This is a genomic window from Flavobacterium circumlabens (assembly GCF_004345565.1).
Taxonomy (GTDB): domain Bacteria; phylum Bacteroidota; class Bacteroidia; order Flavobacteriales; family Flavobacteriaceae; genus Flavobacterium; species Flavobacterium circumlabens.
This window is the reverse complement of record NZ_SLWA01000012.1, coordinates 57,379-72,150: the sequence shown is the minus strand read 5'-3', so window position 1 is coordinate 72,150 and position 14,772 is coordinate 57,379. Positions and strand designations below refer to the sequence as shown.

Here is a 14,772-nt window from a genome sequence, read left to right as displayed (position 1 = left end):
TCAAAAATGGAACTCAAACTCAACAAACCAATTTGCTTTTTCGACCTTGAAACTACAGGTATAGATATCGGAAAAGACAGAATAGTAGAAATTTCAATATTTAAAGTTTTTCCAAACGGAAATAAAGAAAGTAAAACTTGGTTGGTGAATCCGACAATTCCTATTCCGCCTCAGACTACTGCCGTTCATGGTATAACAGATGAAAAAGTAGCGAACGAACCTACTTTTAATGAGTTGGCGTCACAGGTCTATAATATGATTAAAGACAGTGATTTGGCAGGGTTTAATTCAGATCGTTTTGATATTCCGTTATTGGCAGAAGAATTACTTCGCGCCGGAGTTGATTTTGATATGAAAAATAAAGTGTCTGTAGATGTACAGACTATTTTTCATAAAATGGAAGAACGTACCCTGAGTGCCGCTTTGAAGTTTTACTGCGGGAAAAGTCTTGAAAATGCCCATTCGGCAGAAGCAGATACCATGGCGACTTACGAAATTCTGAAAGCGCAATTAGATCGTTATCCGGAATTAGAAAATGATATGAAGTCATTATCTGAATTCACAACACGTAAAAAAATAGCTGATTTCGCCGGAATGATTGCTTTTGATAAAGACAATGAAGAAGTTTTTACTTTCGGAAAACACAAAGGTGCCAAAGTCGGAAAAATATTAGAAACAGAACCGGGCTATTTCAGCTGGATTCAAAATGCTGATTTTCCATTGTATACCAAAAAAGTTTTAACAGCTATTAAGTTAAGAAAGTTAAATACTAAGTAAGGCTCTAAGTCGCTAAGGTTGTGAGGTGCTGAGTTTTTTTGCACATTCTCTCAGAGCCTTAGCGACTTAGTTTCTTAGCAACTCTAAAAGAAATGAAGATAATCTGTATCGGTAGAAATTATGCCAATCATATTGAAGAATTAAAAAACGAGAGACCAACAGAACCTGTTGTTTTTATGAAACCGGATTCTGCGGTTTTATTAAAGCAGCATCCTTTTGTAATCCCCGAATTTTCTGAGGAAATTCATCACGAAATTGAGATAATTGTTAAAATAAATAAAGTAGGGAAGTATATTGAACCTAAGTTTGCGCATAAGTATTATGACGAAATTAGTGTAGGTATCGACTTTACTGCCAGAGATTTACAGGATCAGTTAAAAGCAAAAGGATTGCCTTGGGAAAAAGCCAAAGCCTTTGACGGTTCAGCTGTTATCGGTGATTTTTTACCCAAAACCGATTTTGTTTCTATGGAAAATCTTACTTTTGAATTGACAAATAACTCTAAAACGGTTCAAAAAGGAAACACCGGCTTTATGCTTTGGAAAATTGATGAACTGGTATCGTTTGTGTCGCAGTATTTTACATTAAAAATTGGCGACATTATTTTTACAGGAACACCGGAAGGCGTTGCCTCTGTTAAACCAAACGACGTTTTGGAAGGCTTTTTAGAAGATAAAAAATTATTCAGAATACAAGTAAAATAATGGCTTTAAAGTACAACCTTTCGAAAGTATATGCACTTTCAGATAATGATCCTGAATTTGTAAACGAAATTCTAAAACTATTTGTTACCGAAGTTCCCGAGGATTTGAAACAAATCAAAGAGGGAATTAAAAAGAAAGATCATAAGTATGCTTATTCTTATGCGCACAAGATAAAACCAACATTGGATTTAATGGGGCTAAATGTAGCGTTCGAGGAAATTCTGCAAGTTGAGGCCTGGACAAAAGCCGAAGGCAAGAAAAAAGAAATTATCGAAACTTTTAAAAGTATTAAAATACAAGTGAAAGATGCGATCAAGGAGATCAAAAAAGACTTTGATTTGTAATATATAAGAGCGACCCGGTTTTTGACTTATTTAAAATCGGTCAAAAACTGGGTCGTCCCGATAGCTAGCGGGGTCCCGTATCTTCTGTTCCGGAAATATTTTGCCTAAAACACGTTTCTTTTGTCACAAAGGATACCGTTTCTACCCCGCACGCAAACCGGAATATCAGTAACCTTCTTTTAAATAATGACTTACAATAAGTGAGTAAAAATATCCACAGCTATGAAAGCAACTATCATTACTATTGGAGACGAAATTTTAATCGGTCAGATTGTAGATACAAACTCCGGTTTTATCGCAAAATCGCTGGACCGGATCGGTGTTGAAGTTCATGAAATGATTTCGATAAGCGATGATAAAAAACACATTTTAGACACCTTTGCGCAACTTCAAAACAAAGTTGATGTCGTAGTCATTACAGGCGGATTAGGGCCAACAAAAGATGATATCACCAAAAAAACATTCTGCGAATATTTTAATGATGAGATGGTTGTAAATCCCGAAGTTCTGGCACATGTAACGGAATTGATAGAAGGGTTTTACAAGCGACCGATTTCACAATTAAATAAAGATCAGGCTTTGGTTCCCTCAACCTGTACCGTACTGCATAATAAAGTGGGTACAGCACCGGGAATGTGGATGAAGAAAGAAAATACGGTATTTATTTCGCTTCCGGGAGTTCCGTATGAAATGAAATATTTAGTCGAAAACGAGATAATTCCAAGAATTATTAACGAATACAAGCGGCCGTATATTATCCATAAAACGATTTTAACGTATGGGCAAGGCGAGAGCCTAGTCGCTGAACGTATAGAAGAGTGGGAGAATAATCTGCCTGATTTTATCAAATTAGCCTATCTGCCAAATCCCGGCAGAGTGCGTTTGCGTCTTTCGGCCAGAGGTATCGATAAAGAAGTGCTGGAAGAGGCACTTGAAGCGAATATAAAAGCATTAGATGCTATAATTCATGATATTATAGTAGGTTACGAAGAAAACGAAACAATAGAAGCTGTAGTCGGTAAACTATTGACAAAACAAAATAAAACCATTGCTACGGCTGAAAGTTTTACAGGTGGAAAAATCGCATCGATTTTATCGGCTGTTCCGGGAGCTTCCAACTATTTCAAAGGCAGTGTGGTTTCGTATGCAACAGAGGCTAAGGTTAATGTTCTTGGGGTCTCGCAGGACATAATAGATCAATATTCGGTGGTAAGTGCCGAGGTTGCATCGGCTATGGCTTTGAATGTGAAAGAGATACTTAAAACAGACTACGCAATTGCCACTACCGGGAACGCCGGACCGGCAAAAGGAGATTCAGATGCTGAAATTGGCACTGTTTTTATCGCTTTGGCAACACCGGACGGTATAATTACAGAAGAATTTAACTTTGGCCAACCACGTGAAAAAGTGATAGATAGAGCGACGATTAAGAGTTTAGAAATATTACAGAAAGAAATTTTAAAAATTGTGCAATAATTTTTTGCTACAATGGTTTATTTTTCTTTTCTTTGCACCCTGATTTTGAATAACGATAAAAGATAAGTATAATGTCAAGAGTTTGTGACCTTACAGGTAAAAGAGCGATGGTAGGAAATAACGTTTCTCACGCTATGAACAAAACTAAGAGAAAATTTTCTGTAAACTTAGTTAAAAAGCGTTTTTATCTTCCAGAAGAAGATAGATGGATTACTCTTAGAGTAGCAGCATCTACGATAAAAACAATTAATAAAAATGGAATTTCTGCTGTTTTGAAAAAAGCGCAGTCAGAAGGATTTATCAAATAATCTTTTCCTAAATAAATATATAGCAAGATGGCAAAGAAAGGTAATAGAATCCAGGTAATTTTAGAATGTACAGAACACAAGACTTCTGGTGTTGCAGGTACTTCTAGATATATAACAACTAAGAACAAGAAAAATACTCCGGACAGACTTGAGATTAAGAAATTTAATCCAATCCTGAAACGTGTAACTGTTCATAAAGAAATTAAATAATTAAGTCATGGCAAAGAAAACCGTAGCATCGTTACAAACAGCTTCTAAGAGATTATCAAAAGCCATCAAAATGGTGAAATCTCCAAAAACTGGTGCATATACATTCGTAGAATCTATTATGACTCCTGAAGAAGTTGATAATTTCTTGAAAAAGAAATAATAACATACATCGCATATAGAAAAGCTACTTTCATTCGGAAGTAGCTTTTTTATTTTTTATATTTGTCTAAAATTTACAGAAACAAAATAATATCGTTCTTCATAAAACGTTTCCGATTTTTCTTATAACAAGTGAAATCAATTGCTGAGGTAAGCAGAAAAAGCAGGAAGGTTAATTTATTCTGTAAACATTAAGACTATAGCGTTCAAAAAGCATATAGTCTAGAACTAACAACAAATAAAAAATGAGTTTTTTTAAAAAATTATTCTCTACCGACAAAAAAGAGACTTTAGACAAAAGTCTTGAAAAATCAAAAAATACTTTTTTCTCAAAGTTAAGCAAAGCTGTAGCCGGAAAATCTAAGGTTGATGACGATGTTTTAGATGATCTGGAAGAAATTCTGGTGGCTTCCGATGTTGGGGTAAATACAACATTGAAAATAATTTCAAGAATCGAAAAACGTGTTGCTGACGATAAATATTTAGGAACAGAAGAATTAAACCAGATTCTTCGCGAAGAGATTGGTTCTTTGTTATCTGAAACAAATACAGGGGAAGCTACTGAATTTGAAATTCCGAAAGATAAAAAACCATACGTTTTAATGGTGGTTGGAGTTAACGGAGTTGGTAAAACAACTACAATCGGTAAATTGGCTTATCAGTTTAAAAAAGCGGGTTATAAAGTAGTTTTAGGAGCTGCAGATACTTTTCGTGCCGCTGCTATTGATCAGTTACAGGTTTGGGCAGACAGAGTAGATGTGCCAATCGTAAGACAGAATATGGGAAGTGATCCTGCTTCTGTTGCTTTTGATACTCTGCAATCTGCGGTAGCCCAAGATGCCGATATTGTTATTATTGATACTGCCGGACGTCTTCATAATAAAATCAATCTGATGAACGAACTTACCAAAGTAAAACGCGTGATGCAGAAAGTTGTCGCTGATGCGCCTCATGACGTTCTTTTGGTTTTAGATGGTTCAACCGGTCAGAATGCTTTTGAGCAGGCAAAACAGTTTACGGCAGCTACAGAGGTAACTTCGCTGGCTGTAACTAAATTGGACGGAACTGCTAAAGGTGGTGTGGTGATTGGTATCTCAGATCAATTTCAGATTCCTGTAAAATATATTGGAGTTGGTGAAGGAATTGAAGATTTACAGGTCTTTAATAAATATGAATTCGTAGATAGTTTCTTTAAATAATAGCAGAATGAGTTTTTCTTCTTTAAAAAATATAACGCCTGTTACTTTTTATTTCGCAAGCGTTATAAGTTTTGTTTTAGCAAATGTTTTAAAAGATAAAAGTTTGTCTTTTTATTACATTCTATTGGTTTTAGGTTTGGCTTTCTTTTTTATGGGAATGCTAAAAAGAGTTCGTACAAAGCGATAAATTAAATAAAAAAAAGTTAATTTTTTTAAATCCCAAATTCCAATTTTAATCGTTGGAATTTGGGATTTTTCTATCGGAGTATGAAGCTTCTCTATTGGAATTTGAGATTTCTCTATTGGAATTTATCCAAAACTATTGGTACAAAGCATTAATTTTCTCCCATAAAGTTTTATCAAAGTCCGATAACGCCAGGTTGACATCGTCTGCTGCGTCTCCCATTCTGATCACCACCATATTTTTACTTGGAATAACATATATTTTCTGGTCATTTTTTCCTAATGCAATAAACATATCGTTTGGTGCAGTTGGAATCACGCTTCCTGGAAAAGTAAGTTGTGATTGAGGTAAATGGTAATTGGCTTTTCCGTTTAGCCACCATAAATAACCATATCCTAAATTGATGTTTTGTGAAGTAGTGGTCGCTTCGGTAAAATAACTTTCATTCAGAATGGTGTTATTCTCCCATTTTCCTTTATTGAGCATTAAGAGTCCGAAACGTGCCATGCTTCTTGTTGTGCTGGTGTACACGCTATTTACGCCAAGTTGCACCCAACTTCCGTTCATACCGATTTTGTCTCTTAATTTAGTATTAAAATAATTTTCCCAGGTTTGTTTACTTGCTTTCGCAACGACATCCTGCAATTTTACATATACATTATGATATGCCCAGCGTTTTCCGGCATCGGCTTTGTAAACTAAGCTCGCCGGATCTACATCATCTGTACTGTCATCAAGTCCTGATGTCATGGTGAGTAAATGTTTGCAGGTGATTTGGTTTTCCTGAACCAGTGATTCGCTTGTCCAGCCTGTTCCGATATAATCGGAAACTTTATTGTTGATGTTTAAAAAACCTTCCTGTTGCGCAATTCCGGTCATGGTCGACGTTAACGTTTTTCCTGCGCTTGCCCAATACCAGTTGGTGGTTGCGGAATGGTTGTTGAAATAATTTTCTAAAACAATTCGTCCGTTTACTAAAATAATAAACGATTTGGAATGTTTTAATTCTAGATAATCCAAAAGCGGCTGTACTGCATTTTGATTCCATTTGAGGTCTGAAATGGACTTCGTTTCCCAGGTGCTTCCGGTTAAAGGAGGAAAATACATGTTTTCTGCCGGAGTGGATTGATCATCGGATGATTCTTTGCTGCAACTGATAAAAGTTAAAAGTATCAGCAGCTTAAAAATAGTTTTGGTCATGTTTTTGGTTTTTAGGTTTGGGGTTTGACCAAAAATATGTAAAATAGTTTAATGGGTTTTATGAATTTTTATTTCTTTTGAATTTTTATAAGGTTAACTTTGTAACTCACGAAATATTCTTTTGAAAACGGGAGTCTTAGCCCTGATGGGAGCGGCATCCTTTTATGGCGGTGTTCGCCATAAAAGATATAGCGCACAGCAGGAATCAGCTCCTTATTAATATTATACTTATTATGAAAAACTCTTTTATGATCTTGGTTTTATCTTTTTTGTTTGTGAGCTGCAAACAGGAAATTAAACCAACGGATATTGCAAAACTGAACGGCTACTGGGAAATTACGAAAGTTGTTTTTGATAAAGGAGAAGAGAAGGATTATGGAATGAATGAAACTTTTGATTTTTTTGAAATTAAAAAAAATAAAGGAATCCGAAAGAAAGTGATGCCACAATTTGACGGAACTTTTTTGACAAGTGATTCTTTTGAAAATGTTTCGGTTCGTTTTGCTGATGGAAAGACTTTTCTAGATTATAAAACAAATTATGCCAAGTGGAGTGAGGAATTGATTTCGATTTCAGATGAAGAATTGGTGGTGAAAAACCAGGAAAATAAGGAATATCATTATAAAAAAGCAGGACCCATAAATTTATTAGACGATGGCAAAAAGGTTAAATAATCAAAGTTCAATTGGAGATGTATTGCAACAGATTATTCAGGTGAATAAACTGCAGCCCGGAATGGATCAGATTGATGTAAAAGAAGCCTGGAGGCAGTTGATGGGGAATGGAGTAAATACGTATACCAAAAACGTTGTGCTGAAAGGAAGCACGCTTTATGTAGAACTTGGATCCGCCGTTTTAAGAGAGGAACTGAGCTACGGAAAATCTAAAATTGTAAAGATGATTAATGAAGAATTAGGGCGTGAAGTGGTAAAGGATGTCGTTTTACGTTAAATTTTATTTGGCTTTTAAACGATTTAGATCTTTAGGTTTTAATATTAAAAATAAAATTAACACTTCTACTCTGGAAGTGTTTTTTTTATGATATATTTGACCGATAAGTATTTTTTTTAATACATATTTTTTTAATAATTAAATCCAAAAATAATCCAAAAACAATGAAAAAAGTATTCCTTATTTTAACCGTATTATTAGCTTTAAACAGTTATTCGCAAAAGAAAAAAGTCGCAGTTGTCGGTTTTTACACAGACAAAACTATCAGTCTAGCTGATTTGGGACTAGGTAGTTTGGCTGCGATAGCTGATTTAGGTAATAATCCTGATTTTAATCTTACCCCTATTTTAGAGAAGTATCATAATTCTTTTTTTAATGTTTTTTCTAAACAATTCCCTTTTGATTTACTTCCTGAAAATGAAGTAATCCAAAAACAGGAATATATTGATTTCATTCCTAAATTTGCCAGAGAAGGAGATGCAGGGAAAACAATCATCAATTACCCTGGATACAAATATATTTATGAAGGTATGAATGGTTCTGAAAATGAAGTAGGAACTGCTACCATTTTTAAAGATGTTGCAGATGGTGTTTTATTTACTGAAATACATTTTGCTTTACAAAAAGGATTCGCTGTTGGTGGAACCGGAACGGTTAAAATGAAAGCGTATGCCAGAATTGCATTATATGATAAAACAGGAAAAAAAGTATTTGCGTTTAGTGAAGGAGCAAACTCTAAAAAGACTGGAGCTATCATAGGAGGAATTCCAGTTTTAACTGCTGAAAAAATATTACCAATGTGTGAAAGTGCTTTAGACGAACTTTTGAAAGATTTAGATGAAAAAATAGCTAAAATCGTTAAAAAGACAGACGGTAAACTTTAATCATTTTACAATCAGAATAAAAAAAATCCATTCGCATCGCGAATGGATTTTTTTTTTGTGCTAAACTCTAAAATCTATCCCGATAGCTATCGGGACTAAAATCTAAAATTGCTCTCTTCCAGCAAAGTGGAATGCACCTTCGATAGCAGCATTTTCGTCGCTGTCTGAACCGTGAACTGCATTTTCTCCGATAGAAGTTGCGTATGCTTTACGAATAGTTCCTTCAGCAGCTTCAGCTGGATTTGTAGCTCCAATTAAAGTTCTGAAATCTTCTACTGCGTTTTCTTTTTCTAAAATTGCAGCAACAATTGGTCCGCGTGACATGAATTCAACTAATTCTCCGTAGAAAGGTCTTGCAGCGTGAACAGCATAAAATGCCTCAGCATCAGCTACGGTTAATTGAGTTAATTTTAACGAAACGATTTTGAAACCTCCGTTAGTAATCATTGCTAATATGTTCCCGATGTGTCCGTTTGCTACTGCATCCGGCTTAATCATTGTAAAAGTTCTATTTGTTGCCATTTTCTTGCGTTTTTTAAATTTTGTGCAAAAATAGACTTTTTTATGAATTAATTTTAATTAATTGATAATTAAAACATCATGAAATGTTGTTTTGCTAAAGAAGAGTGCGTTTTTTTACCATATAAGTTATGTAAGTTCATCTAAGTAAAAGCCGATATGTTTAGCGGCAGAAAAAGAAAAAGACGCACTCTTTGTGCGCCTCTCCTTATATTATCTTACATAACTTATGTGGTAAAAGAAAAAACTAAACTTTAAAAATGAGTTTGTTTTTGTAGAATATCCATAGAATAAAAGTCCAGATGGCGACATAAACCAATGCACCCGCGAAAGACGCCATCATTGGATTACCGAAAAATGGAGCAATTCCGTAACCGTATAAATAACTCAGAAGATTAATTTGTTCTCCGGCCTTATGTGGATTTTCAAACTGAATCATAACCAAAGCCTGCGGTATAATCTGAGAGGCAAAAAACACAATCATTGGATTTACACCCCAGATCAAAAATAATTTGAAACCTTTTTTATATGCTGCAATATCAATAATGTAGTAGAGAATAGACAAGACAGTTGTAGCGAGTCCGGTGGTGTATAAGACATAGCTGCTGGTCCAGATCGATTTGTTGATTGGGAAAACGATATTCCAAAGCAGCCCGGCAATAATTAAGACTATTCCGGCTATTATCATTTTTTTTGCAATCTCAGTTTTTGCAATTTTAAGTTGTAATAACTGACCAATCAAAAGACCAATAATTCCATTTACGATAGATGGAATGGTACTCAGAATTCCCTCCGGATCCCAGGTTACAGTGCCACGGTACATATGACCTTTTAGGAGAACACTGTCCAGCCATGCTGCTAAATTGGTTCCTTTGTCAAGATTCGCTTCGCCGATTCCGGGAACCGGTATCAAGGTCATAGCGGTCCAATAACCCAATAATAAAACAACTCCTGTTATGATTTGTGTCTTTTGTGATGTTTTTAGATATAAGAGGGACACAACAAAATATACCACTGCAATTCGCTGTAAAACTCCGGGAAGACGCACATCGTGATAGGCTTCGATTCCGCTGTATGCCAAAAAGAGGTAGATCAGTAAGATCGAAAAAGCAAATATATTTTTTAATTTAGAATTAAAATTCCCCATCAGGGCATATCCAACACCGATTGTAATAATTAGTCGCCCCATAAGTAATGGAATTCCTTCGAGGCCAAAAAGCTGTATTTTTCCGAAATAATTGAAGAAAATCCCCAGGCATAACATTCTTAAGGAACGTACCAGGATTTTATTAAAGGTCGTGCTGTCGTATTTTTTATCCGGCATGGCAAGAGGAACGGCCACTCCCATAATAAATACAAAAAAAGGAAATACTAAGTCGGTTAGCGTACAGCCATTCCATTCGGCATGTAAAAGTGGAGGGAAGACATGGCCCCAATCTCCGGGATTGTTGACAATCGTCATTAATAAAATTGTGAGTCCGCGAAAGACATCTAGCGAAATTAAGCGTTCTTTTACCATTGGTTTTGGGTAAATTGGTTAGTTAATAATTTTAAAAGTCGCTATTTGGTTTAAAAACAATACTTTCAGGATCAGGTGGTTATTTTATCCTGAAATTATTGTGTTAAAGTATAAATTATATGGTTATAATGGAGAAATTGGTGGCTAGAGGTTTTAATTTCTGCGTTAATAATGGAATCAGTTGTTCACCTTTTTCTAAATAAAACTCGGAAAAATTACTCTGGCGTTCCTGTAAGCTGTTATTTGGAAACAATTGACATTGTAAATCCACAACACGCTCTAACTGGTCGTTTAATTTTCTTTTTTGTGCCTTAAGCAAACGTTTCTCCAGATTTTCCAATCCTTTTTTCTGCTTTACTTCCTGGGCTTTTACTGCTCCGGTAAACGATTTGTCCGTTTTTTGAGCTAACTCAGACAGATATTCAAATTGTTTCTCCAGAATTTCTTTTTGAGGAGTCAGGTCAATTGGGAATTCTGAAATTTTATGCGTTACAGCATTGACCAAATCGGCTGGTTTGGTAAATAAATCTTTCCAGCTTAAACCTAACTGATCCGCTTTTTTAGCCTGTTTCTCCGTTGTCAGCAATACGGAATTTCGAACCAGAATCATTGGGAAGGTAATATTTACAGCATCAAAGAAAGATTTTAATTCCAGCCAGTACGCAATTTCCCCGCCTCCGCCGATGTAACATAAATTAGGCAAAATAATTTCCTGATACAACGGTCGCATAATCACATTTGGACTGAATTTTTCAGGATTACTTTCCAGTAAGTTTAAAATTTCTTCTTTTGAAAATGAAGTTTTGGTGTTATTGACCATGAATTTATCATTTTCAAAAACAATGCGTTCACGCAGATTATCTTCAATATAAAACAAATTGATTTCACGAGGATTTACCTGAACCGTATAATTTTTTAATTTTTCAATAGTTTCCTGAACGGTTTTAAAAGAAGTCTGCTCTAACAATTCTTCTTTGATGTAAGGAACAAAGGCGCGTTTTAAATCGGCACTATCAGCATCTATAATGACTAAACCCTGGGAAGAAAATAATCCATTCGCTAAAAAACGGGTAGCATCCGCAAGTGTATTATGTTTTAGGTAAGCGTCTTCAAATAGTTTTTTCAGGATATTGGCATTCGTACTGGATCCTAATTCTAAGGCATAAATTTCGAAAAATTCGGTCAGGCCTTCTGTTGAAAGTCTTCCTACAGGACCAGTACTTTCGGTGTTCCAACGGAATTTTTTTCCTTTAAAATTGAAATAATTAATCTCTTCGAAATCGTGATCCTCGGTCGCCATCCAATAAACAGGTACAAAATTGAAATTAGGATATTTCGATTTCAATTCCTTGGTCAGATTGATGGTCGATATGATTTTATAAAGAAAATATAGCGGCCCGCTAAAAAGATTTAACTGATGCCCGGTCGTCACTGTAAACGTACTTTCGTGCGCTAAAAGCTCAATATTTTGTTGTGTTAAATCTGAAATTTCAAGGGCAGCGTATTGCTCTTTTAAAACAGAAACTAACGGAATTCGGTTTTGATTATTGAAATTCTGCTGTTTTTCAATGATTTGTTTTTCAAAGTTTTCCAGTACTGGAAAATTATTATATAGCGGTTTTAAATCCGGTTTTTGTTCTAAATAATCTTGTATCAAAGTCGAGAAATATCCTGAGTTTTGGTAGCTGATACAGTCGGTTGGCATAATTTTGGGTTTATTTTTTGATAGCTGTAAATTTAAGCAAAATATGTAGTTAAAATTGGTTTTAACGATTGCTTATGATTTGAATTTCATTTTTAAATTTAAACAACTGTAAATCAGTTGTTTTGTCGTATTTCTGAAAAATATTTCGATAATAATTTGTTTATTAGGAAAATATTTCACAAAATTTGCCTCAGAAAAATAAATCATTAATTATTAATAACGAAGACAATGTTTGTATTAAACTTTACCTCTCAAAACATCGCATCAGGATCAGATTCTGTTGGCATGTGTCTTCGTGGCTTTTCTCAATCCTAGTAAATCAATTTTAGATATAAGAAGAAGCCCGAAGGAAATAACTTTCGGGCTTTTTTTATTCTGGACACTTCAAAAAATTCCCGATCAAAGAACTTAATTTATCTGTTTCAGATAAAATGTTTTGCCCTGCATTTTTAAATGTTTGAGTCAGAAATTAATTTAATTTTTTTTTAATGGACAATTCTCTTTTCGACGATTACATTCAATGTAGTCGTTTAAAGAAAAAAAGACGCAAAAAAAGATTGGTTAAAGAGGATTTTGAAAAACATCTTGTTCAATTATCAAAAAGAAAACATGCAATCTATCTGGCAATTAAAGAATTGCCTTTGATAGCATTGAAAGAACCTTATCAAAAAGGATGGGTTCGTTTTTTTGTAGTTCGAAAAGATGTTTTACGCTCAGACGAAGCAATGTTTTATTTGAATGTATTGGAAAAAATAAACACTTTTCAATTTTCGAATCAAAAAACATTCACCAGTCGGAAAAAGCGCTTTGGAAAAAAAACAGAGAATCCAAAGGAGCAATTTCTAGCGAAAATCAATGTCAGCGAATGGAATACGAATAAATTCGAACTAACTGACAAGGAAAAATCCTGCTTTACACGAATCGAAAAATGGTCGGATCGATGCCGTTGTTTTAAGACTTATTATCAATTTACGGAATCCTGGCGTTTTGTATTTAAAATTGAGCCGAATATCATTACACATCAAAAAGCTGTAGACGCAGTGCTTGAAAGTGAATTAAGGCTTATAGAAAATTACATACAAAATCGGGATCTGGGATATAAGATTTATAAAAGCGGTAACAGAGACGCCAGTTATTATTACAGTTTGGAGAAACTAAAAAATAACAATCAAATCAATACTAAAAATCTGAATACGATATACGAAGCGTATCTGGAAGAAAAATATACCTAATGGGAAATAAATTATCCGGAAAGGACCTTATAAAAATAGGCTTTCCAAAAAATAACAGTATCAATATTGCTTTAGGGCAGATCAACAGATACAGAAAAAGAGAAAAAAAAGAGAGCATATTAACCGAAGCCAAAGAAGTTTTGTTGTTTCCGGAAAAATTTACGGGACACGGAACCTGGGGGAAAGTTGCGGAAGGATTGGTAAATCCGGTACAGGTAAGAATGCATCAGCTTAATAATACCCGGGCGCCGTTTTCGATTTTCGGGGAAAATGAAATTGATGAGCAGGCAAAATACCAGTTGTATGATGCTTTAAAATTGCCAATTTCAGTTGCCGGAGCTTTAATGCCTGACGCGCACTCCGGTTACGGATTGCCGATTGGCGGTGTGCTGGCAACAGATAATGCCGTAATTCCGTACGGAGTTGGTGTTGACATCGGATGCCGCATGAGTTTGTCCATTTTTGACATTCCGGCTTCATTTTTCAAAGGAAAAGAACATCAGCTACAGGCCATTTTAAAAGACAATACCAAATTTGGAATGTATGAGACCCACGCCATAAAAGCAGATCATGAATTGTTCAGCCGGAGTGAATTTCAGGATATTCCACTTTTGGAAAATCTTTTGCCTAAAGCATACAAACAGCTTGGGACTTCAGGCGGAGGCAATCATTTTGTAGAATTTGGAATTGCAAAAATTACCGATGCGCTTAATGAATGGAAAATTGGTGTCGGGGAGTATTTTGCCGTGCTGTCACACAGCGGCTCAAGAGGATTGGGAGCCAATATTGCGAAACATTATACGTATCTGGCGACTAAACAATGTCCGTTACCAAAAAATGTACAGCATTTGGCCTGGCTGGATCTGAATACGCATGATGGTCAGGAATACTGGCTGGCGATGAATTTAGCCGGAGATTATGCCAAGGCCTGTCACGATAATATTCACAGAAGAATTGCAAAAGCGATTGGAAAACGAGTGGTAGTCACAATCGAAAATCATCACAATTTTGCCTGGAAGGAAATTGTAAACGGCAAGGAAGCTATTGTACATCGTAAAGGGGCGACCCCTGCAAATGTTGGTGAACTGGGCATTATTCCGGGTTCCATGACGGCTCCGGGATTTATTGTGAAGGGAAAAGGAAATACGGAGAGTTTAAACTCTGCCTCACACGGTGCCGGACGACTTTTCTCCCGAAGAAAGTGCAAAGAATCCTTCACCCAAAGCGAAATTAATAAAGTTCTGAAAGCAAACGATGTCAGTTTAATTGGAGGAAATATAGATGAAGCTCCAATGGCCTACAAAGACATTAATAAAGTAATGGCAAACCAAAACGAACTGGTTGATGTGCTTGGTACATTCACTCCAAAAATCGTTAGAATGGACCGCTAAATGAGTAAGA

General features: G+C 35.4%; 17 protein-coding genes. 13 read left to right on the top strand and 4 right to left on the bottom strand.

Features of this window, described 5'->3' with window-relative positions:
- Positions 1 to 6 precede the first annotated feature (6 nt).
- From EV142_RS21965 to ftsY, 8 genes are all read left to right on the top strand, one after another.
- Positions 7 to 777 carry a 3'-5' exonuclease gene (locus EV142_RS21965; RefSeq protein WP_132038010.1) on the top strand — a complete coding sequence of 257 codons (771 nt, stop codon included), beginning with the start codon at positions 7 to 9 and terminating at the stop codon, positions 775 to 777.
- Between the two features lie 92 nt (positions 778 to 869).
- Complete coding sequence (locus EV142_RS21960; RefSeq protein ID WP_132038008.1) at positions 870 to 1,481, top strand: fumarylacetoacetate hydrolase family protein; 612 nt, start codon at positions 870 to 872, stop codon at positions 1,479 to 1,481.
- Positions 1,481 to 1,825, top strand: a complete 345-nt coding sequence (locus EV142_RS21955; RefSeq protein WP_127339700.1) for an Hpt domain-containing protein — start codon at positions 1,481 to 1,483, stop codon at positions 1,823 to 1,825. Before EV142_RS21960 ends, EV142_RS21955 begins: the two co-directional genes overlap by 1 nt.
- A 222-nt stretch (positions 1,826 to 2,047) precedes the next feature.
- The gene (locus EV142_RS21950; protein WP_132038006.1) at positions 2,048 to 3,301 is read left to right on the top strand and encodes a CinA family nicotinamide mononucleotide deamidase-related protein; all 1,254 of its coding nucleotides are present in this window, start codon (positions 2,048 to 2,050) and stop codon (positions 3,299 to 3,301) included.
- A 71-nt stretch (positions 3,302 to 3,372) separates the two neighbouring features.
- Positions 3,373 to 3,609, top strand: a complete 237-nt coding sequence (gene rpmB / locus EV142_RS21945) for a 50S ribosomal protein L28 (RefSeq protein ID WP_007805815.1) — start codon at positions 3,373 to 3,375, stop codon at positions 3,607 to 3,609.
- A gap of 27 nt (positions 3,610 to 3,636) precedes the next feature.
- A complete protein-coding gene (rpmG, locus tag EV142_RS21940) occupies positions 3,637 to 3,819 on the top strand; it encodes a 50S ribosomal protein L33 (protein ID WP_017495179.1) in 183 nt (60 codons plus the stop codon).
- Between the two features lie 7 nt (positions 3,820 to 3,826).
- Positions 3,827 to 3,979, top strand: coding sequence for a DUF4295 domain-containing protein (locus EV142_RS21935; RefSeq protein ID WP_127339701.1), 153 nt, complete (start codon positions 3,827 to 3,829; stop codon positions 3,977 to 3,979).
- Positions 3,980 to 4,223: 244 nt separating this feature from the next.
- Entirely contained in the window at positions 4,224 to 5,177 is a 954-nt protein-coding gene (gene ftsY, locus EV142_RS21930) for a signal recognition particle-docking protein FtsY (protein WP_132038005.1), read from the top strand.
- Between the two features lie 319 nt (positions 5,178 to 5,496).
- Here the strand turns inward: ftsY and EV142_RS21920 are convergent, their stop codons facing one another.
- Positions 5,497 to 6,561, bottom strand: a complete 1,065-nt coding sequence (locus EV142_RS21920) for a serine hydrolase domain-containing protein (protein WP_132038001.1) — start codon at positions 6,559 to 6,561, stop codon at positions 5,497 to 5,499.
- 233 nt (positions 6,562 to 6,794) lie between these two features.
- On the opposite strand from EV142_RS21920, the gene EV142_RS21915 reads away from it, so the two are divergent.
- The 3 genes from EV142_RS21915 to EV142_RS21905 all read left to right on the top strand — a co-directional run bounded on the left by EV142_RS21915 (position 6,795) and on the right by EV142_RS21905 (position 8,396).
- Positions 6,795 to 7,235 carry a hypothetical protein gene (locus EV142_RS21915; RefSeq protein ID WP_132037999.1) on the top strand — a complete coding sequence of 147 codons (441 nt, stop codon included), beginning with the start codon at positions 6,795 to 6,797 and terminating at the stop codon, positions 7,233 to 7,235.
- Positions 7,216 to 7,512 carry a DUF721 domain-containing protein gene (locus EV142_RS21910; RefSeq protein ID WP_132037997.1) on the top strand — a complete coding sequence of 99 codons (297 nt, stop codon included), beginning with the start codon at positions 7,216 to 7,218 and terminating at the stop codon, positions 7,510 to 7,512. Before EV142_RS21915 ends, EV142_RS21910 begins: the two co-directional genes overlap by 20 nt.
- A gap of 164 nt (positions 7,513 to 7,676) precedes the next feature.
- Positions 7,677 to 8,396: a hypothetical protein gene (locus EV142_RS21905; RefSeq protein ID WP_132037995.1), complete on the top strand. Its 720-nt coding sequence runs from the start codon at positions 7,677 to 7,679 to the stop codon at positions 8,394 to 8,396.
- A gap of 102 nt (positions 8,397 to 8,498) precedes the next feature.
- Here EV142_RS21905 and EV142_RS21900 read toward each other — a convergent pair whose 3' ends face one another.
- From EV142_RS21900 to bshC, 3 genes are all read right to left on the bottom strand, one after another.
- Positions 8,499 to 8,918 carry a nucleoside-diphosphate kinase gene (locus tag EV142_RS21900; RefSeq protein ID WP_132037993.1) on the bottom strand — a complete coding sequence of 140 codons (420 nt, stop codon included), beginning with the start codon at positions 8,916 to 8,918 and terminating at the stop codon, positions 8,499 to 8,501.
- A 244-nt stretch (positions 8,919 to 9,162) separates the two neighbouring features.
- Entirely contained in the window at positions 9,163 to 10,434 is a 1,272-nt protein-coding gene (locus tag EV142_RS21895; protein ID WP_132037991.1) for an acyltransferase family protein, read from the bottom strand.
- Between the two features lie 115 nt (positions 10,435 to 10,549).
- The gene (bshC, locus tag EV142_RS21890) at positions 10,550 to 12,139 is read right to left on the bottom strand and encodes a bacillithiol biosynthesis cysteine-adding enzyme BshC (protein ID WP_132037989.1); all 1,590 of its coding nucleotides are present in this window, start codon (positions 12,137 to 12,139) and stop codon (positions 10,550 to 10,552) included.
- A 488-nt stretch (positions 12,140 to 12,627) separates the two neighbouring features.
- Between bshC and EV142_RS21885 the strand changes: the two genes are divergently transcribed.
- Positions 12,628 to 13,371 carry a hypothetical protein gene (locus EV142_RS21885; RefSeq protein ID WP_132037987.1) on the top strand — a complete coding sequence of 248 codons (744 nt, stop codon included), beginning with the start codon at positions 12,628 to 12,630 and terminating at the stop codon, positions 13,369 to 13,371.
- A complete protein-coding gene (locus EV142_RS21880; protein WP_132037985.1) occupies positions 13,371 to 14,762 on the top strand; it encodes an RtcB family protein in 1,392 nt (463 codons plus the stop codon). Before EV142_RS21885 ends, EV142_RS21880 begins: the two co-directional genes overlap by 1 nt.
- The last annotated feature ends 10 nt before the right edge of the window (positions 14,763 to 14,772 follow it).

Excerpts from the sequence above, each read along its gene's own strand:
- EV142_RS21965 (WP_132038010.1), top strand. The coding sequence starts at position 7 with ATGGAACTCAAACTCAACAAACCAATTTGCTTTTTCGACCTTGAAACT.
- EV142_RS21960 (WP_132038008.1), top strand. The coding sequence starts at position 870 with ATGAAGATAATCTGTATCGGTAGAAATTATGCCAATCATATTGAAGAA.
- EV142_RS21955 (WP_127339700.1), top strand. The coding sequence starts at position 1,481 with ATGGCTTTAAAGTACAACCTTTCGAAAGTATATGCACTTTCAGATAAT.
- EV142_RS21950 (WP_132038006.1), top strand. The coding sequence starts at position 2,048 with ATGAAAGCAACTATCATTACTATTGGAGACGAAATTTTAATCGGTCAG.
- rpmB (WP_007805815.1), top strand. The coding sequence starts at position 3,373 with ATGTCAAGAGTTTGTGACCTTACAGGTAAAAGAGCGATGGTAGGAAAT.
- rpmG (WP_017495179.1), top strand. The coding sequence starts at position 3,637 with ATGGCAAAGAAAGGTAATAGAATCCAGGTAATTTTAGAATGTACAGAA.
- EV142_RS21935 (WP_127339701.1), top strand. The coding sequence starts at position 3,827 with ATGGCAAAGAAAACCGTAGCATCGTTACAAACAGCTTCTAAGAGATTA.
- ftsY (WP_132038005.1), top strand. The coding sequence starts at position 4,224 with ATGAGTTTTTTTAAAAAATTATTCTCTACCGACAAAAAAGAGACTTTA.
- EV142_RS21920 (WP_132038001.1), bottom strand. The coding sequence starts at position 6,561 with ATGACCAAAACTATTTTTAAGCTGCTGATACTTTTAACTTTTATCAGT.
- EV142_RS21915 (WP_132037999.1), top strand. The coding sequence starts at position 6,795 with ATGAAAAACTCTTTTATGATCTTGGTTTTATCTTTTTTGTTTGTGAGC.
- EV142_RS21910 (WP_132037997.1), top strand. The coding sequence starts at position 7,216 with ATGGCAAAAAGGTTAAATAATCAAAGTTCAATTGGAGATGTATTGCAA.
- EV142_RS21905 (WP_132037995.1), top strand. The coding sequence starts at position 7,677 with ATGAAAAAAGTATTCCTTATTTTAACCGTATTATTAGCTTTAAACAGT.
- EV142_RS21900 (WP_132037993.1), bottom strand. The coding sequence starts at position 8,918 with ATGGCAACAAATAGAACTTTTACAATGATTAAGCCGGATGCAGTAGCA.
- EV142_RS21895 (WP_132037991.1), bottom strand. The coding sequence starts at position 10,434 with ATGGTAAAAGAACGCTTAATTTCGCTAGATGTCTTTCGCGGACTCACA.
- bshC (WP_132037989.1), bottom strand. The coding sequence starts at position 12,139 with ATGCCAACCGACTGTATCAGCTACCAAAACTCAGGATATTTCTCGACT.
- EV142_RS21885 (WP_132037987.1), top strand. The coding sequence starts at position 12,628 with ATGGACAATTCTCTTTTCGACGATTACATTCAATGTAGTCGTTTAAAG.
- EV142_RS21880 (WP_132037985.1), top strand. The coding sequence starts at position 13,371 with ATGGGAAATAAATTATCCGGAAAGGACCTTATAAAAATAGGCTTTCCA.